Below are 17,450 nucleotides of genomic sequence, written 5' to 3' on the forward strand. Positions count from 1 at the left end.
GTGACAACGGCTGTCGAGATCCCACTGAAGCCGTCGCAGGCTCAGCGCTTCACCATCACGCTGAGCGGCACGCTCTACAACATGCGGCTCACCTACAACGTCGCGCAGGATGGCTGCTGGGTGCTCGACATCGGCGACGCGAATGGAGCGATGCTCGTCGGCGGCATTCCGATGGTGACAGGTGTCGATCTGCTCTCGCAGTACCGCTACCTCGGTATCCCCGGCGCGCTGCTCGTGACCACGGACCGGGGCGCGGGCGAGGTGCCGACCTTCGACGGCCTCGGCGTCACGTCCCACCTCTACTACGTCGCGCCCTGACCGATGGGTGAGCAGTACCTCCGCACCGTCTCGGTCGAGATCGAGGGCGGTAAGACCTTCACCTATGTCGGCGACGAAAACGGCGGCCAGGGCCTCCGGATCACGTTCGAGACGACGCAGAAGGATGCCAGCACGCCGAACGTGGCGCGCATCGGCATCTTCAATCTGGCGGACAGCAGCACGCAGCCGGCCTTCTTCGTCGGTAAGACGGTGACGCTCTCGGCTGGCTACGTCGGCGAGCCGATCTACGTCCTGTTCAAGGGGGAGATCCGGCAGGCTCGCAATCTGCGGGCGGACGTGACCGACAAGGTTCTGGCGATCCTAGCCACGGACGGGAGCACGCCCCGTAACTACGCGGTGGTGAACAAGACGCTCTCCAGCGGACACACCCATTACGACCGCGCCATGGCCTGCTACGAGCCAATGAAGGCGCTCGGCATCGGCCTCGGCTATATCGACAATGACGCGCTCTCCAAGGTCAAGTTCCCGCGGGGCTGCGCCTTGTTCGGCAACGCCAAGGACTGGCTGCGGCAGACGGCGCAAGCAACCAAAACCTCGTGGTCGATCCAGAACGGCAAGCTGCAGATCCTCGCCAACGACAAACCGCTTCCGGGCGGTGTCATAGTCCTGAACAGCCGGACCGGGCTGGTTGGCCTGCCGGTCCAGACGATCCAGGGCATTGAGGGGGTCGCACTGCTCAACGGTCAGATCGTGCCGGGCTGCACGGTTCAGATCGACCAGAAGGCCATCCAGCAAGCCGAGTTCGATCCGAGCATCACGGGCGCCCCGAATAATGCCCAGCTCCAGCGGTTCGGCATCTCGGCGGACGGCACCTACAAGGTCTTCTACGTCGGGCATCTCGGCGACACGCGCGGCGAGCCGTTCTTCACCAATTTCGTGGCGGTCGCCACCTCGGCGGGCTCCATCTCGCCGGCCATGGCAGCGCGCGGCATAGGCACGCCGAATGGATAATACCATCGCCTCGTTCCTCGTGGCCCTCGGCTTCGATGTGAACCAGGGCTCGCTCAACACCGCTAAGAAGTCGGTCGCCGACTATGAAAAGGCGGTTCGCGACGCCGAGCAGCGCATTGAGGATGCGCGCTGGGAAGGCGCGAAGACCGCCGATGAAATCGCCAAGCTTACCCGCGAAGCGAACCTGAAAGAGGCGCGCGCCGCTCTCGCCACCGCGCAGGAGCGGGAGAAGGCCGAGAAGGAAACGGCTCGCAAGCGCGAGGAGCGAAACAAGGAGTTCATGGCCGGCATGAGCCGGCTGGCACTCGCCGCCACAGCCGCTGCGACAGCGATCAGCTATGCGGTGAACCGGGTCACGCAGGCATTCGACAACCTCGGTTTCGTATCGGCGCGAACCGGCGCCTCGGTGCAGAGCCTGAACTCACTCGGCTATGCGTTCAAGCAGGTTGGTGGTTCCTCCGGGCAGGCGATCAGCGCGGTTGAGAAATTTGCCCAAGCGCTTCGGCAGAACGATGGTCTCAAGGCCTACGTTCAGAGCCTCGGCGTCGACACGACCAAGGACATGGCCGATCAGCTCCTCGACACGGTCGATGCGCTGTCGAAGCACGAGTACCAGGTTGGCAGCCGCGAAGCCGGCATGCTCGGCATCTCGGAGGAGGACTACAAGCTCCTGACGCAGTACGCGGCCAAGGTGAAGGAGTACCGGACCGAGTACGATGCCACGACCAAGGCGCTAGGGGTCAACAGCAAGGAGGCGGCTGATGCCTCCATGGCATTCCAGCGCACGCTGACGCGCCTTCAGGCGACGGTGTCGGCACTGGGCGACAAGCTGATGGTCAGCCTCGCCCCGGCTCTGGAGCAGATCGTCAAGCGGTTTCAAGAGTGGATTTCGGCAAACCCCGAGAAGGTCGAGCGCATCATGCGCGGCATCTCGGACGCCGTCGTCTGGCTCGCTGAAAAGCTCAGCGCCATGGTGACGTGGTTTGCGGGCAATGAGGGCGATGCGTTCATGAAGCGCTGGGACGCCTTCGCGGATCGCGTCAAAGCCATCGCCAGTGCGTTCGAGACGATCTTTGGGGTGCTGAAAAAGATAGCGAGCGTCACTCAGCTCTCGACGATCCTGGGCGGCTACGACAAGGTCATCACGAGCATCCTAGCCGGGCCTGCCGCCTTTGAACGAGCCAACGGTGGCCCCGGTGTCGTCGTCACGCCGGGCGCGACCGCGGGTCCGGTTCGGGACACCCGGTCAATCTATCAGCGATACGCTCCGACAATCTTGGGCGGCAAGCCCGATCCGAACGCGCCTACGGACACCCGTGGGGGCCTTCGCGCCCGCGCAGCTCGTGCCATGCGAGGCGACCAGTCTGGCGGCGTCGCGGCCAATCCTGGCGCCTACAAAGACGTCTTGGATCACATCGCTCGGTCTGAGGGCACTGCGCACCGGCCTGGCGGGGGTTATAATACCTCGTTGGCGAACGGCCTACTTCTCCCTGGTGGGAAGGAGCAGGACTTGACCAAGCTCACCCTTGACGAGATCGACGCCCTGCAGACCGGCATGCTTCGGAACCCTGCAAACAGCTGGAACAGCAGCGCCATCGGTAGGTATCAGGTCGTGCGGACAACCCTTCGAGCGCAGCGCGAGAAGCTGGGCCTGAAGGGGACAGATCTGTATGATGAGAAGCTTCAGGACCGCATCGGAGCCAATTTAGCCCGGCAACGCGGCGCCGACCCTGTGGGACTGAAAAACGAGTGGGCTTCGCTTGTCGGTGCGAAGAACGCGACGGCCGTCGCCTTGATGCAGAAGGTGGATCCGAAGGCATCCACCATGCCGCTTGAGCGGCAGCCGATTGAGATCAAGGCGCCTAAAATCGAGGTCAAGGGTGCGGACGGCTCGGCCGCACCGCCTCAGATCCATGTCCCAGGGGTGCCGCGCATGATGCAGATGCCCGGCTTCGACGCCAGGGATTATATGAAGCCCGCGCCGGAAGCATCATCCTCGGTGGTCAACAGCGGCGGGAACTCCACTAAGACGGTCACGCAGACGTTTCACAACAAGACGACCATCACGGGCGCCGAGAACCCGAAACAGGCAGCTGGGATCATGGAGAACGCATTTGGCCGGATGCACGATCTGGCCTTGGCGAATGCTCAGTCGGCGACGGTCTAACAACCGGCCCGACATTGCACAGATCGGACGCGGATCATGTCGACCTCCTCGCCGTAGGTTGTCACCTCGGCAAGGGTTTCGCCTCGCTTCCATAAGAAGGTGCAGAGCGCGAGCCCTGTCCCAGAGCAGGCCGCGGCTTCAGGGTATCGGTCGCACACATCTTCCCGACCATCACTGCAACCGCGCTTGTCGGCGGGGAGCGGTGCGGGCTGCCAGCCAAGCGCGGTCAGACTGTTGCGGGCCTCGTAGTAGAACGCGCCCTTTGGCACCCGCGGCACGGATCCAGCGGCATTCGCCACGGTGGCAAGTAAGAAAATCGCAGCGGCAAGGGCGTAGCGCATAGCGGAGGCTACCTCTGAAACCGCGGCACAGGACGGACGGCATCGTCATCCTGCTGCTGCATCTGGGCCTGCGTCGTCACAAAGAGAGACAGAGACTTGTAGAAGGCGTGATAGGTTGAGCCTTGCTCGCTGGCGAACTTGTAGCTCTCTCGTTGCCTGGCCGGTGAAAGCCGGCCCCACACCGAGGTCACGACGTCGTAGCTGAACTGCTCATCGCGCACGCAACTGGCGATCAGCCCTTTGTCCCTCAGGCTGGCGCATGCGCGGTCCACATCGTGAGGCGGCACGGGCAGACCTTCAGCCGCTGCGATTGAAGGCAGGGCCAGACAGGCCGTCACGGCGGCGATGAGAGCGTAGCGCATTGCGGCAAAATAATTGCCGGCCTACGCCTTTCAAAGGGGCTCAAATGGCGAACGGTTCAATTGATATCCGCGAGCGCTTTGCGGATGAGACCGAGCTGCTGGAAACCGTCGTTGATGGCGTCCTGTCGCGTCTGCCGAAGGCGGGGCCGGTCACGCTGGCCGAGGACAGCGCGGACGGTCACACCGCGAAGCTGCAGCCGACGACCAAGGCGATCACCCGCAAGCCCGATGGCACGACGGAGGAGGTGACACTGCCTGTGATGCCGGATGTGCCGGTCCACTTCATGGGCGCAGGCGGCATCACGACGACCCTGGCCCTCAAGCAGGGCGACGAAGGCTTCAGCGTCCCTGCCGCGCTCGGCATCGACGGGTGGCATCAGAACGGCGGCGTGCAGTCGCCGGGCGACACCCGCCAGCATGCGATGTGGGATGCGGTCTTCGTCCCAGGTGTCCGGTCGGACCCGAACAAGCTGAAGGGCGTCTCAACCAACTCTACGCAGACGCGGACCGACGACAAGCAGACGGTCCACGACGTGAGCCACGCGGCTGTGACCGCTGTCCGTGAGCAGAGCGCCCATCAGGTCAACGGCATGGCCGTGCAGAGCCAGAAGGACGGCTCCAGCCACGTGGTGGATGCCAAGACGATCCAGCACGTTGCCTCCAAGATCTTGCTGAACTGCTGATGGCCGGCGGCTTCGTACCTTTCGGGCAGAACCTCCAGCTTCAGGGGGGCGCCCCGCTGATGAAGGCCGTGACGGTCTTCGTCGAAAAGCTCGGCATCACCAAGCGGCTCGACGGCGGCCCCGGCCTTCAGGGCTTAATGCAGAAGGTGCTGCAGGACGGCAACCTGTCGTCGGTGATGCAGAACCCGATGGCGGGGCTGACGCAGGGCATTCAAGGCCAGCTCGGCGGAATGGTCTCGCAGCTTCAGGGAATGGCTGGCGGTGGGCCAGCGGGGCTCATCTCCGCGCTGACCGGAGGCTCAGGGCTCGGCAACGCACTCGGCCAGTTACAGGCGTCGGGCGACAACCTCGCTGGCCTGACGAACGGCGCGACTGGGTTCTTCGCCATGATCGGCCATGCCAACACGGCGGACATGGCGGGCGCTGGCCTGCCAGCCGCTGCCGCGATGGATGTCGTCACCGGTCCGCTCACACAGGGCGGCTTCCTCGGCAGCGTTAACACCGTCCTGCCGCAGGTCGTCTCGCAGGTCGTCGCCGGCACGATGAACCCGACCGACGCGACCAACTACGTTCTCGGCCAGATCGCCATGATCGGCAGCATCACCTCCGGCTCAGCTGCGGCTCTGGCCTACGGCGAGCAGATGCACCCGCTGATCTCCACAGTTGCAACGGTCGCGGGTGCGCTCGCGGTGCCCCCGACCTTCGATGCCGCCGGGTATCGTCAGGAAGGGGTCGCCACCGGCTTTCAGGGCGTTCTGGCCTCCATCGTCCAGCCAGACCCTGCGGCAACCATGGCGGCCTCTGTGGCGGCTCAGATCGACCACGTCGTGCCGCCCCCGGTGGACGTGGCCGCGATGACCTCGCTGGACTGACCGATGAGAATTCGCAAGGTCGACGCGACAGGCGACGCCATTTTCGGTGGCGACCAAGCCTCTATCTGGCGCGACGTTCCCGACGCGGTCGGCGTCCTCGTCGAAGCCCGGCTGAACCTCTGGCAGGAGCAGTGGTGGCTGGATCGCTCTGAGGGCACGCCCTACGAGCAACAGGTGCTCGGCAAGCGCACCGAAGGCCTGCGCGATCCCGCCCTGCAGGCTCGCATCCTCGACACCCCCGGCGTGGTCGAGATCGAAGCCTACAGCAGCGTTCTTGATCGCCAGACCCGCGCTCTGGCCGTCTCGGCCACCATCCAGACCGTCTACTCGCGCGCCTACCTCGCGGGGCAGGGCGCCAACACCGCCAACATCACCGTCAAGGTCGAGAACGGTCGCTAATGGGCGCTACCCCTGTCTGCCAGATCACGGCTGCCGGCTGCGTCCGCCCGACCTTCGCGGACTGCCTCGCCTACGTCCAGACGTCCTATCGGGCGATCTACGGCCAGGATTTGAACCTGGACCCGGCCACGCAGGACGGCCAATTCCTCGCGCTTCTCGCCTACGCAATCCATGACGCCAACGGCGAGACGCTGGCGGCCTATAACTCGTTCTCGCCCAGCACGGCGCAGGGTACGGGGCTTGACCGCAACGTCAAGCTGAACGGCATCCGGCGCAAGCGGGCGACCTATTCCACTGCTCCCTTCCTCATCGTTGGGCAGGCCGGCATTGAGATCGACGGCGGCATCGTCACCGATGCGGCTGGCAATCAGTGGGCTCTACCGTCTGTTGTTGTCATTCCCGACATCGGGCAGATCACCGTCACGGCCACCTGCCAGACCATCGGAGCAATCACCCTCTCTGCAGGCGCCGTCGACACCGCCAACGGCAAGGGTTCCATCGCGACCATCACCCGCGGCTGGCAGACAGCCACGAACACTGCGGCAGCTTCCGTCGGCCTCGCCGTAGAGACGGACAGCGCACTCCGGCAGCGCCAAGCCATCTCTACGGCCCTGCCGTCCCAGCGCCTCATCGACGGCTTGACCGGCGCCTTGGCCGCCATTGCAGGCGTCAACCGCCTGAAGGTCCACGAGAACCCGACCAATGCTCGGGACGTCAACGGCATCCCGGGCCATATGATCGCGGCCGTGGTCGATGGTGGCGACCCTGCGGCCATCGCATCCGTGATTGAGCTGAAGAAGGGGCCGGGCGTCTCAACGTTCGGCACGACGGTGCAGACCGTTCAGCCTATCGACAACAGCACGATCCCGCAGGACGTGGCGTTCTTCTACCTGACCCAAGTTCCGATCACGTACCAAGTCACGGTGCGCAATCTCGGCGGATATACGGCCTCGGCCGAGGGTATCTGGAAAGCAGCGCTCGCGGATTTCGTGAACGGCCTGGCGATCGGCGAAGACGTGGAATGGGATCAGGCCTTCGCGGCAGCCAAGAACTTCGACGGCCTCGGATCTAAGACGTTCAAGATCATCTCGTTCAAGCAGGCGAGGGATGGGGGCACGCCAACGGAGGCCGATGTGCCGATTGCCTTCTATGAGGCCGGCATGTGCTCGGCGGCCAACATCGCCGTGACGGTCCAGGCCTAGGCGTTCCGACATGGCCAATTACAACATCACCGCGGACTCGACGCTCGTCGCGATCAACGGCGATTTCCCGACCGCTGATGCCAATCCTTACGCGCTCCCGCCGGCCATTACGAAAACGGCCGATGCCTACATGGGGCTTATCACGCCCTGGCAGGCCAACTCGGTCAAGGCCCGTTTCCTCGCGACGGTCCGGGCGAACGTGCAGCCTCAGGCTGACGTTCAGGCTTTCGTCGCAGGCCTACCGCAGGCTTTCGACGTTGACGAGGCCATCGGCGTACAGCTTGACATCGACGGGCAGTGGATCGGGCGCGACCGCTACGTGCCTATCCCCCTACCTGACACGACCTTTGCTCTTGGCATTGAAGGCCGCGGTCTCGGGCAAGGGTACTGGCGGACCAACTATGACGGCGAGAATGCCATCTCGTCCCTTCCCGACAGCCTCTACCGCCCGCTTCTCTACGCCAAGATCCTCGCGAACCGGTGGGACGGAACCGCTACCATGGCGGTGCAGATCGTCCGCACGTACCTGACGGACCCGTCCACCATCGTGTTCGCGAATGACGGGGCGCGGGCGATCGTACCTCACCAAGGCGATGTGATCTTCTCGCTCGGCGTTCCAGGGGCCGGCCTTGGGCAGGGCCGCTGGCTCGGCAAGATGGAATACCCTGCGACGCCCAAGCGCGTCGGCATGGCCTATAGCATCTGCATCTCCGGTAAGCTGCCGTCGCGAACCGATCTCTACATTCTCGCGAACGATCTCCTGCCGGTGAAGGCGATGGGCGTTGACGCCCGCATCTCCGTGACCTCGACCGACGGTGCTCCCGTCTTCGGGCTCGGCATGAACAACAGCCAGATCGGCGGCCTTGGCGTCGGGGCCTGGGGCCGAGATCCCGCGACCGTCGCCGCCACGCTGGTCGCCTAACCAGCCTCTTCCTCATCCCTCCCGCTCGCCGTCGCGCTCATCCGCGGCGCGCGGCTGCCTGCGCGTGAGATCCACACATGCCCACCAATGGCTTTCTGCCCAACTCGACCGGCGTCGGCGCCGTCGTCCTCAATGATGCCGACTATGCCGCAAGCGATGCGATCACGCAGGGAGCGCAGGTCGGCGAACTGCCGCCACAATACTATAACAAGGTGAACCGACAGACCTCGGTCATCGCCTCAATGATCGGCCAGTTCATCGTCGATAATGCGGCCGTTGACGCGAACGACAGCCAGAGCATCGCGACGCTTGAAGGCAACTTCATTCTTGGGCTGAAGGCGGTTTTGACCGGTCTTGCTACTTCGGTGGCGACGACCGTTTACAAGAACATGCCTCCCGTCCAGCAGATTTTTGTAGACCCAGTCAACGGGTCCGAAACCAATGACGGAACCACGTCATCAAAAGCCCGCAAGGATCTTGACACCGTACTTGACGAGCAGAAGAACGTCGGAACAGCCATCATTCTTCTGAACAACGCTCAGCTTATCCGGCGACGGAACGTCTATGCGTTTTTAGCGATATATGGTGCGCAAATCTCTGGGAATGCGCAGGGCTGGACGGCAACGCCGCGAGTCATCCAGTTTATCGGAACCGCAACGAACTCCCCTCTCCCTGACGGCTCAACGTTCGGCTCAGGGTTCTGGCTCGACGGTCCGACGTTCGTTACCGATCAAATCATCTGGTCTATTCCGACCCAGGCTCCGAGCCAGACTTATAACGATCACATCCGTTCCGAGTACGGAACGGGCGTGCTGATCGTCGGCTCGACGCTCAACGTGGCAGAAACTAACGCCGGCTTTCTTCTCGGAGCGTCTGCGGCGACGGTCCCGTTCGATAGCTTCCTCGATATCGGGCTGAACGCTGGGGCTCCCGGGCATCTGTTCCGTGGGGTTATCGCAGGGGCAAACCCCAACACCCTGTTCCAGTACCGCAGCAACGTCACTTCGGCCTGACCGGTCGCGATTAGGACGAGGGATCACCTATGAGCACGTTCGACCGGCTGAACGCGACTGCGTTGACCGTGGATATCGACGGGATCGGCTATCGCGGCACCACGCTGGCTCAGCTTATGGCGCCGCCACGCTCTTTGACTGAGGCGCAGGTTCTTCCTGCAATCCAGAGCGTTTTGAAGGGCTGGGTGGACGAGCAGGCCGAAGCCCTGCGCCAGAAGGTGATGACCGCTGGCGCCGGTCAGGCCATGGAATATCAAGAGGTGCGAGATGAGGCGAAAGCCGTCTTAGCGCTAGACGACCCGACGAAGGCATCGGGATCTGATTTTCCGATGCTGTCGGCTTCTATCGGGACGAACCTAGACCCGAACACAGGCAAGCCGACGTCGGACATTGCTGGCGAAGCGCGAGCAGCTAGCGAGGAAGCCAAGGCATGGCTTGCGATCGGTGCGCCGATTAGGGGTGCGCGGCTGAAGGGAAAGCAGTCGGTCGATAAGGCCGCCACCATCGCGGACGCCTGCGCGGTTGTCGACGCCATCTCCTGGCCCGCGCTGAGCTGACGCCATGCCGATCGTTCCTGTCAATACGGGCACGCGCCCGAACGACGGCACGGGAGACAGCCCCTCCGTCGCTTTCGGAAAAACCAACGATAACGCGACCTACCTTGATCTAGCCAAACTGGACAAGGTGGGGGACGGATCAAGGCTGACGGGCGTCACCAAGCCTGCGGACTTGCCTGCCGCAGTCGCAGCGCAGGCGCCAAACGTCTCGCTGCCCATCGGCATCGGCTCCAGCTTGCCTTCGCCGTCGCTGGCGAAGATCGCGCGTGGGCAGGTGCCGATCTTCGATATGTTCGACGGGGCTGTCCGAGACGGCTCTACCGCGAACGAACCGCTGCTCAACCAGATGCTGAGCGACTTCAACGGCGCCGAGGTTCTGCCGAGTGGCCAGGGTCGTGGTCCGATCCTGGCGAAGAATAGCCCGATCATCGTACCGCCCAACGCTAAGCTGAGAAGCGTCGGCGGTGTGCAGAAGGCCGTCATCACCCGGCTGCACGGCTACACGGGCGATACCATGCAGATGGGATCCCCCACGGCTGGCGCCGGGACTGCGGAAGTGGACGGGTTCTGGCTGCTCCAGCCTGACAGATTGTTAGGCGCTATCCCGACGAGCACAACGAGTCTCCCGGGCCGCATCACGACGGCAATGACGCCTGTGTCGACGATCGTTGTTCCGACTTCCGCGGCATCTCTCGCCACACATCTCCGTGTCTATGGCAGTCAGGGCGGCGGTTTCCGAGGCTGGGCCACGGGCATGCCTTCCGCGGTCGTTCAGCACGGCGGCGACGGGTTCATGCTCGATCTGGAATATTTCGGCGGAGTTTGGGATCGCTTGCGACCGGCGCTCCAAGAAAGTTTCGCTGTTCTGACGACCATTTGGGATCCGGTGCACGGATATCCAACCAAGACGAGGGTTGTTCGGCCGAACTGGATCGGCGGCAACGTCAGCGCCGAACTTCGCGCGGTTCCAATCAACAACAAGACCTACTCGGCAAACGAGCGCCTGGGTCCTTACTGCGGCTGGTGGCACGCGGCCGGCGAATGCTGCGGGGTCGAGGCCGGGTTTACCGGGGGGTTTAATCATTCGAACTTCTTATTTTACCCGGGCGGTCCTGAACTGGTCAACGGCTCTCCGGCATGGGTCCAAATTCGACCGAAAATTCATCTCTCGGACATCGACGAGAGTATGGAGTTCGGGATCAGGGTTCACCGGAGCGACACGTCGCAGGCTGTCGTCAATCGGCCCAGTTTCTTCGGAAACGATCTCCACGGCCAGACGATCGGGCAGGGCGGCATTGAGATCACTGCGGCCGATGGGCTGTATTCGGTCTCACGCCTCAAGATGGTGGCGAACCGATTGTGCGGCTATCAGGGCGCCGGGATGCGCTTACTGGCGGTTGATGGCGGAGAAGTCATATCGACCGACATCAATGGATACAATATCGCAGCGTTCGACACGACACAGGGCGATCCGATCGATTATGGTGTGGGTGCACTTTTGGGCGGGACAACGCGCAATGTGTCCGTTCACGGCATCCGCGGCGGCGGCGGCGTCAACAACGACACCGATGTCAACAACTGCCAATGGGTGTTCGTAGACACCACTTCAGGATCGACCACTCCGCCGAACCAGGGCAACACCTATCGGTACGTGCGCCCGATCAACCTGGGGCTAGCGCCTGGCGTCGCTGTTGCCGCAGGCACGAACGACACCGGGAGCTGACCATGGGGAAACTCAAGAAGAATGCAGACGGTACTTTCTCGATCGTTCACACGGCCAATGAGGTGAGCGCGGCCGAAGCGGCGAATGTGAAAACGGCCGACGCCAGGCAAGCTCAGGCCGAAGCCGATGCCGCCGCAGCGCAGCAGCGCTACGAAGACCGTATTGCGCGGGTCGCTGAGAGCCTGCCGGCGGACGGTGATCAGACCAGCGATCATGCGTCCTAAGGTTGCGCGCTGATCCCCTTCTCATCGCCGAGACCGTAACCAATGGCGATCACCGCTAGCAGCCCCGACGCGTTCTTCGACGGGGAAGATTTTGCGTGGGATGCGGATCTCACCGAAGAAGACGGGGTGACCCCGCTCGTCATCGGAGCCGGGGATCGGCTGTTCGTCCGCTTCAAAGACGATGCCCGCACGCTCGTTGGCATCTGCGACAGCGCCGCATCGGACCAGTCGCTCGTCATCACCAACGGAGCGGCCGGCGCGGTATCTTTCCTGATCCCGGCCGCAGGACGAGCCTGGACCCCGCCTTTCCTAGGTTTGCTCCGGCTCGGTATCACCGCGAACGTGTTCGGGGATTTGTACCGCTATGCCGCCGGCTCGGCGACCCCGAAGGGCGTTGCCCGATTTGAACTGACGGTGCTCCCTGGAACCGGGGCGGCTTGATGGGTGGCGTTTCCCTTCCCCGCTTCACCGTGACCGCCCGTCAGCGCCCCAGTGTGGCCGTAGCTGCGCAGGGAAGGCCCGTAGTGGCTTCCGTGACGGTTCGGGGGCAACAGGGCGTCCAGGGAGCGACGGGCCTTCAGGGTCCTCCTGGCACCAACCTCGGCTTCGGCGACATCATCTACACCGACCGCACGTCCGGGCCCGAGGATCGGTTTGAGGCGAACGTCCGGCAGCAGGTCCGCTTCTCCAGCGCGACGACGACGGTCATGGACAAGCTGCTGCCGCCGTTCGTGGGGCATCAGTTCCTCGCCAACGACCGGCTCATCGCCCGAGCGCTCAACGACGTCTACAACATTCGCATCAACCTGATCGTCTCGTCGGATGCGTCCAGCACCCGGCTGAAGATGGATTGCGACGCGCAGTCGGCCTTTGGCCCGCTGCAGGCGGACGACAGCACGCTGTTTCAGTCGGCCGGCATCCCCGAACGGGTGACGTTCAGCTTCGCCATCCAGGTGCAGGCCAACACCCTTGCCAACGGCGCCGCCTTCTACCTGACCAGCACGCAGCCCGTGACCGTGCTGAGCGAGACCCTGTTCATCATTCCCGCGACGGTGCAGCCCGAGACCCTGTGATGATCCTGGTCTGGTACGATCCCGACTGTGATGAGATCTGGGTGTCGGGGCAGGAGCAGTCCTATGCCCGGCGCTCGCTAGTGGCTGGGGCGACCGGCGGCAACATCACCGTCATGATGAAGGCGGCTGTGGCTGGCGATTACGTCGTCAACACGCCCTGGGCCAACGTCGGCAACTGCGACGGGGTGCCGTTCCCCGATCAGGGATCGGTGCTGGCCTACCTGCAGGACGAGTTCGCCAAGAGCAGGCCGCCCACGTCCGGCCCGCGAGGCCCCGGCATCTTCACGGCGCCCGGCGATCCTGACCCGACCTTCGGCATGGTCGGCGACCTCTACCTCGACGCCGTCACCGGCAACCTCTTCACCAAGGGAGACTAGTATGGCTTGGACCAAGCAAGGCAATCTCAAGGGACCGCGCGGCGTCACGTGGTTCACCGGCACGGGCGCGCCGACCACGGCCAACACCACCGGCTCGATCACGGGCGATCTCTACCTCGACCTTTCGACCGGCGACATCTACGTCCTATCGTGAGGTGAGCCGTGGCCTGGGGCAAGATCGGCAACATCAAAGGGCCGGGCTCGCTCGTGGACCTAGGCTCCATCACGATCGGCCAGTCGGCGACCATCGCCATAGCGGCCGGCATTCGCACTGTCACGGTGACTGTGACCGGGCTTCTGGCCGGTGACCGGGTGCTGCTCTCGCCGTTGACCGTGTTCCCCGGCGGGTATCTCGTCGGGCAGCCGGTCGCTCGTGCCGCCAACACCCTAGACGTTCAAGTCTACGCGCCAGCCCTCGTTATCGGGGCGGCGTACTCGTTCCAGGCGAAAGTGACAGCCGTTCGACCGTGAGCCTCACGCCTTAGCGGGCTCGGCGAGGATGTGGTTAATCAGAGCTGCAGTTGTGGCACGAGCCGCGTCGCTCCCGATCTCAATCCAAGGAGTGTAGGGGTCATCTGGGTTTGGCAGGCAAGTGGCCCCGGCAGCTTCTGCTGCGCTTTCGCTCGGCTCCCTCAGAGCCAAGAGAACAGCACGGACGATGGCTTCGGCAGCCTCGTCACGGTCATCAAGGCTGACGGTAGGCCGCCCCTCATCGTCGTATGGGCAGGGGATCTCGGCTCTCGCCAAGTCGCACAAGCGCTTCATATCAGGCGTCATCTCTCTACCCTCTCAGCAGCAACGCGCTTCCAACCGTCATCAGACCCCAAGCTAGGGCGATTGAAGTAACGGTAGCGGCAGTGAGGTATTCGGATCGGTTCATGGCAGCGGACCTCGGCTGAAAGCGAACATCTCGGCAGCGGCCTTGCTCGCGATCCGCTCAAGCATCGGCCCTACAGCCCAACCTTCCTTCCGGCGGAAGGCGCGGACCACTCTGTCATCCTCATCAGCTTGCCAAGCCATATATAAATCGTAGGGCACCGGGATTTCCAATGTGTCCGGCACCGGCGGCAGGCTAGCGATGATCGCGTTCACATCAGCGATGATCTCATCCGGCGTCTTGCCTGCCCAACTAGCCCCGCTCATCCTTCCGTCCCTTCTATCCGTTCAGGGCAGATGCCGCTCTTCCAGCCGGCGATCTCCAATGCGGGAGGCGCAGGCCAGAGCGGCGTCACCAACCGGCCATGCTTCTCGGCGAGATTGAAGGCGTGACGGTGGGCGCCGCTCCGATCCAGTGGTTCGCCTTCGACAAGTGAGATGCGCAGATCTGACGGCTCTCCACCCTGCGCGCGAATATGCTGCCGCAGAGCATCGGCAGTCACGTCCTCTGGCTGGATCGCGTAATTATCGCCAATCCAGTTCGGGCTCTTGCTTTCCAAAAGCCAGATCCGAAACCGATCTTTGCTCATCCTCTCCTCCAGACGTTGTGTAAGCTTCGCGGGGGTTAGGCGGGACGCCATCGCGTCGGTGTCCAAGCGAGAAGTTCAGCCTCGGTCTCGCTGACCCATCCCTCTGGCAACCAATCTGTGCCGCCGTCGCCGTCATCCATGTCGAACATCTCTCGCCAGTAGCCGCGAATTTCGTGCGCCCGGTCAGAGAGAACGATCACAGGGCCAAAGATGCCGAACCGCAAGTTCGGCGTAGCCTTCGGAGCTGTGGCGATGTCCTGCCATTCGCTCATTTCAGCGCCTCCGCAACATCTGGCCTGACGCCGTAGTGGATCATCAGGTTCAGGCAGAGGGCGACAGAGCCGGGTATCGGCGCATCGCCAGCCACCCACTTCCGAACCGTCCGACCATCAACGCTGAACAGCCTAGAGGCGCCCATCTGGGTCAGCCCGAGCGCATTCAGCGCAGCCTTCAGTTCCTTGTGCGTCACGCTCTGACGATAGGACTTTAGGGCCTACCCCGCAAGCAAAATCAGGCTACTCATGCTCCGCTTCCTCATCGCGCTGGCGCTCGCCTTCGCCTGCACTCCTGCTATGGCTGCAAGCGATGGGACGGAGCCTGATCCAGTCCTTACGCCAGGCGCTATTCGCACGACAGACCGGGCCGAGATCGTGGGCGTGAACACCGCGACGGTCCGCAACGTCACGGGCGCGGAGAAGCTGGCCGTCTACCGCCGCTATGGGATGACGGGCCCGAGTGACACGATCCCCGGCACAAACCACCAAGGTCCATTCGAGGTGGATCACCGCCTGCCGCTCTGTGCCGGTGGCGCGAACGACATCACCAATTTGTGGATCCAGGCGAGCGACGGCCCTTGGACCTTCCACGACAAGGACCGGCTTGAGGACCGCATCTGCGCGAAGCTCAAGCGCGGGGTGATCTCCGTCGAGCAGGCGCAGGCCGTATTCCTCGGCGACTGGAAGGCCGGCTACGTCGCTGAGTTCGGCGGCGCTCCCGCGCATGAAGGGGAGGCCGGGCATTGACGGCTCTCTTCATCCAGAAGGTCGGCGTCTACGGCCCGCGCCTGATGCACGATGTCGGCTTGCCGGGCATCGACGCCGCAGCCGTGTTCGGCAATGTCGGGCATGAGTGTGCAGGCTTCACTGCCTATCACGAAGGCGGCCAGCCATCCCGGAAGGGCGGCGTTTCGTGGTGCCAGTGGACGAACGATCGGCGCCATCTCTTTGAGGCTTGGTGCCGCCAGCATGGCCTTGCGCTTACCTCTGACGCGGCCGGCTACAGCTTTCTCGTTCATGAGTTAACCGGCTCGGAAGCGGGCGCTGTCGCCGCCATGCGCCGGCACTCGACGCTAGAGGCCAAGGTCGCGGCTTTCGAGGCCGAGTTCGAGCGCGCCCGCGTCAAAGCGATCTCGCGGCGCGTCGTTTGGGCGAGGCTCGCCCTATCGGCGCTGCACCCCGGCCATCCCGCGACAGCCGCGCCGCCTAAGCCTGCGCGCCGCAAGCCAATCGCCGACAAGCACCGAGGGCATCACTGATGGCGGATCTGTCCGTTCGCGAAATTCAGCAGGCTCTGATCGCCCGCGGTTACGAGCTGGGGGCGTCAGGCGCTGATGGCGACGCTGGCCCGAAGACGGTCGCCGCCCTGCGCGCCTTCCAGAAGATCGCCGGCCTCGTGCCGGATGGGATCGCCGGTCCCATGACCCAGAAAGCCCTCATCGCCAACGACATCAGCCAGCGTCGCACCGCCACTGATCAGCCCGCCTGGCTCACGCTCGCTGCGGCCGAACTCGGCACGGAAGAAGGCGCCGGCAAGAAGAACAACCCGAAGGTGGTCGCCTACTACAAGGACGCTGACTTCCCAGGCATCAAGAATGATGCGGTCGCTTGGTGTGCGGCCTTCTGCAACGCCATGCTGCATCGGGCTGGGCAGAAGACTTCGGGCAGCCTCGCCGCTCGTTCATTCGAGAGCTGGGGTGTCGGTTTAAAAACCCCCGTGCTCGGCTGTATCGCCACCAAGAAGCGCGGCACCGGATGGCAGGGGCACTGCGGGTTCGTCGTCGGCGCCAACAAAACTGAGGTGTTCCTGCTCGGCGGAAACCAGTCTGACGAGGTGTCTATTGCCTCGTTCAAGCGCTCTGAGATCACCGCCTATCGCTGGCCGTCTGGCGTGCCGATCCCGACACAGCCGAACCTCCCGACAACGGTTGCAGGCGCGAAGGCTGGCGTTAAGGAGTCGTGAACATCGACCCGGACGACGACCCGGAGTTCCGCGCCGCGGTCCGCACTCTGTACCTCCACCTCATCCTTGCCTGCGTGATCTTGGCAGCGATGTGGTGCCTCGCGTTCTCGTACCTGGGGGCTATGCCGTGACCGAGAAGCCGAAGCCTCCGAAGCCCGTTCTGCCGCCGATCCGCTATCCCGACCGATGGGATAAGCGGATCGGCAACAAGCTTTTCAGTTGGCTTACGCCGTGGCTGAAGTGAAGGTCAGTGCAGGCCGCCGGCCTTCATCCTTCCGGGTAGAAGACGCCTAGCACGCTAGGTCGCCGCATCCATGCGACCCGCACCTTCCAATCACGGAACAGCCTGCCAGCCGCCCAGAATAGGCGTGGTGTGCGCCACAACCTGAGAACAGATTAGCACTCCCGCGCGCTCAGGCAAAGCCGCCGCGCAATTAGACAAAGACCTCTTTCACTATCAGTCGCACCCGCCCCAAGCGGCTGATCTCGCGCGCTTTTTTGGCTCGCAAATAAGAAACCGGGCAATCCAACATCGCGAGAA

25 protein-coding genes are annotated in these 17,450 nt (G+C 63.6%); 20 read left to right on the forward strand and 5 right to left on the reverse strand.

All coding sequences use genetic code 11. From position 1 onward, the window contains the following. Genes CIW48_RS27185 through CIW48_RS27195 form a run of 3 tightly spaced genes read left to right on the forward strand, consistent with a single transcriptional unit; the run spans position 1 to position 3,457 of the window. A complete protein-coding gene (locus tag CIW48_RS27185; RefSeq protein ID WP_149313541.1) occupies positions 1-318 on the forward strand; it encodes a hypothetical protein in 318 nt (105 codons plus the stop codon). A gap of 3 nt (positions 319-321) precedes the next feature. Then, a complete protein-coding gene (locus CIW48_RS27190) occupies positions 322-1,290 on the forward strand; it encodes a hypothetical protein (protein ID WP_149313542.1) in 969 nt (322 codons plus the stop codon). Continuing rightward, the gene (locus tag CIW48_RS27195) at positions 1,283-3,457 is read left to right on the forward strand and encodes a hypothetical protein (protein WP_149313543.1); all 2,175 of its coding nucleotides are present in this window, start codon (positions 1,283-1,285) and stop codon (positions 3,455-3,457) included. Before CIW48_RS27190 ends, CIW48_RS27195 begins: the two co-directional genes overlap by 8 nt. Positions 3,458-3,806: 349 nt before the next feature. On the opposite strand, the gene CIW48_RS27200 is transcribed toward CIW48_RS27195, so the two are convergent. After that, positions 3,807-4,160: a hypothetical protein gene (locus tag CIW48_RS27200; RefSeq protein WP_149313544.1), complete on the reverse strand. Its 354-nt coding sequence runs from the start codon at positions 4,158-4,160 to the stop codon at positions 3,807-3,809. Between CIW48_RS27200 and CIW48_RS27205 the strand changes: the two genes are divergently transcribed. The 14 genes from CIW48_RS27205 to CIW48_RS27265 all read left to right on the forward strand — a co-directional run bounded on the left by CIW48_RS27205 (position 4,160) and on the right by CIW48_RS27265 (position 13,676). Next, the gene (locus CIW48_RS27205; RefSeq protein ID WP_149313545.1) at positions 4,160-4,843 is read left to right on the forward strand and encodes a Gp138 family membrane-puncturing spike protein; all 684 of its coding nucleotides are present in this window, start codon (positions 4,160-4,162) and stop codon (positions 4,841-4,843) included. The two genes, CIW48_RS27200 and CIW48_RS27205, sit on opposite strands and share 1 nt — an antisense overlap. Continuing rightward, on the forward strand, positions 4,843-5,715 hold the full coding sequence (locus tag CIW48_RS27210) for a hypothetical protein (protein WP_149313546.1): 873 nt from the start codon (positions 4,843-4,845) through the stop codon (positions 5,713-5,715). Before CIW48_RS27205 ends, CIW48_RS27210 begins: the two co-directional genes overlap by 1 nt. Before the next feature lie 3 nt (positions 5,716-5,718). Then, positions 5,719-6,114: a hypothetical protein gene (locus CIW48_RS27215; RefSeq protein WP_197739379.1), complete on the forward strand. Its 396-nt coding sequence runs from the start codon at positions 5,719-5,721 to the stop codon at positions 6,112-6,114. 110 nt (positions 6,115-6,224) lie between these two features. Next, positions 6,225-7,316 (forward strand): baseplate J/gp47 family protein, encoded by a 1,092-nt coding sequence (locus CIW48_RS27220; RefSeq protein WP_207105494.1) that lies wholly within the window; start codon positions 6,225-6,227, stop codon positions 7,314-7,316. Positions 7,317-7,326: 10 nt separating this feature from the next. Next, positions 7,327-8,238 (forward strand): DUF2612 domain-containing protein, encoded by a 912-nt coding sequence (locus CIW48_RS27225; RefSeq protein ID WP_149313548.1) that lies wholly within the window; start codon positions 7,327-7,329, stop codon positions 8,236-8,238. Between the two features lie 77 nt (positions 8,239-8,315). Then, entirely contained in the window at positions 8,316-9,251 is a 936-nt protein-coding gene (locus CIW48_RS27230; RefSeq protein ID WP_149313549.1) for a hypothetical protein, read from the forward strand. 29 nt (positions 9,252-9,280) lie between these two features. Next, the gene (locus CIW48_RS27235) at positions 9,281-9,808 is read left to right on the forward strand and encodes a hypothetical protein (protein ID WP_149313550.1); all 528 of its coding nucleotides are present in this window, start codon (positions 9,281-9,283) and stop codon (positions 9,806-9,808) included. 4 nt (positions 9,809-9,812) lie between these two features. Further along, the gene (locus CIW48_RS27240) at positions 9,813-11,531 is read left to right on the forward strand and encodes a hypothetical protein (RefSeq protein ID WP_149313551.1); all 1,719 of its coding nucleotides are present in this window, start codon (positions 9,813-9,815) and stop codon (positions 11,529-11,531) included. Between the two features lie 2 nt (positions 11,532-11,533). After that, entirely contained in the window at positions 11,534-11,755 is a 222-nt protein-coding gene (locus CIW48_RS27245; protein WP_149313552.1) for a hypothetical protein, read from the forward strand. 42 nt (positions 11,756-11,797) lie between these two features. Then, positions 11,798-12,196 carry a hypothetical protein gene (locus CIW48_RS27250; protein ID WP_149313553.1) on the forward strand — a complete coding sequence of 133 codons (399 nt, stop codon included), beginning with the start codon at positions 11,798-11,800 and terminating at the stop codon, positions 12,194-12,196. An 83-nt stretch (positions 12,197-12,279) separates the two neighbouring features. Continuing rightward, complete coding sequence (locus CIW48_RS27255) at positions 12,280-12,828, forward strand: hypothetical protein (protein ID WP_149313554.1); 549 nt, start codon at positions 12,280-12,282, stop codon at positions 12,826-12,828. Further along, a complete protein-coding gene (locus CIW48_RS27260; RefSeq protein WP_149313555.1) occupies positions 12,828-13,205 on the forward strand; it encodes a hypothetical protein in 378 nt (125 codons plus the stop codon). Before CIW48_RS27255 ends, CIW48_RS27260 begins: the two co-directional genes overlap by 1 nt. Position 13,206: 1 nt before the next feature. Beyond that, positions 13,207-13,359: a hypothetical protein gene (locus CIW48_RS33545; RefSeq protein ID WP_173009419.1), complete on the forward strand. Its 153-nt coding sequence runs from the start codon at positions 13,207-13,209 to the stop codon at positions 13,357-13,359. A gap of 8 nt (positions 13,360-13,367) precedes the next feature. After that, positions 13,368-13,676, forward strand: coding sequence for a hypothetical protein (locus CIW48_RS27265; RefSeq protein ID WP_149313556.1), 309 nt, complete (start codon positions 13,368-13,370; stop codon positions 13,674-13,676). Positions 13,677-14,081: 405 nt separating this feature from the next. On the opposite strand, the gene CIW48_RS27270 is transcribed toward CIW48_RS27265, so the two are convergent. The 4 genes from CIW48_RS27270 to CIW48_RS27285 are packed head-to-tail and all read right to left on the reverse strand — an operon-like array spanning position 14,082 to position 15,140. Further along, positions 14,082-14,348: a hypothetical protein gene (locus CIW48_RS27270; protein ID WP_149313557.1), complete on the reverse strand. Its 267-nt coding sequence runs from the start codon at positions 14,346-14,348 to the stop codon at positions 14,082-14,084. Continuing rightward, entirely contained in the window at positions 14,345-14,671 is a 327-nt protein-coding gene (locus CIW48_RS27275; RefSeq protein WP_149313558.1) for a hypothetical protein, read from the reverse strand. The genes CIW48_RS27270 and CIW48_RS27275 overlap by 4 nt, the downstream gene beginning before the upstream one ends. Positions 14,672-14,706: 35 nt before the next feature. Then, positions 14,707-14,943, reverse strand: a complete 237-nt coding sequence (locus CIW48_RS27280; RefSeq protein ID WP_149313559.1) for a hypothetical protein — start codon at positions 14,941-14,943, stop codon at positions 14,707-14,709. Next, entirely contained in the window at positions 14,940-15,140 is a 201-nt protein-coding gene (locus CIW48_RS27285) for a hypothetical protein (protein WP_149313560.1), read from the reverse strand. Before CIW48_RS27285 ends, CIW48_RS27280 begins: the two co-directional genes overlap by 4 nt. Positions 15,141-15,327: 187 nt before the next feature. Between CIW48_RS27285 and CIW48_RS27290 the strand changes: the two genes are divergently transcribed. Genes CIW48_RS27290 through CIW48_RS27300 form a run of 3 tightly spaced genes read left to right on the forward strand, consistent with a single transcriptional unit; the run spans position 15,328 to position 16,909 of the window. Beyond that, the gene (locus CIW48_RS27290) at positions 15,328-15,693 is read left to right on the forward strand and encodes an HNH endonuclease signature motif containing protein (protein WP_149313561.1); all 366 of its coding nucleotides are present in this window, start codon (positions 15,328-15,330) and stop codon (positions 15,691-15,693) included. After that, positions 15,690-16,205, forward strand: a complete 516-nt coding sequence (locus tag CIW48_RS27295) for a phage tail tip lysozyme (protein ID WP_149313562.1) — start codon at positions 15,690-15,692, stop codon at positions 16,203-16,205. The genes CIW48_RS27290 and CIW48_RS27295 overlap by 4 nt, the downstream gene beginning before the upstream one ends. Then, on the forward strand, positions 16,205-16,909 hold the full coding sequence (locus CIW48_RS27300; RefSeq protein ID WP_197739380.1) for a TIGR02594 family protein: 705 nt from the start codon (positions 16,205-16,207) through the stop codon (positions 16,907-16,909). Before CIW48_RS27295 ends, CIW48_RS27300 begins: the two co-directional genes overlap by 1 nt. Positions 16,910-17,450: the final 541 nt, after the last annotated feature.

Source organism: Methylobacterium sp. P1-11, from assembly GCF_008329595.1.
Lineage (GTDB): Bacteria > Pseudomonadota > Alphaproteobacteria > Rhizobiales > Beijerinckiaceae > Methylobacterium.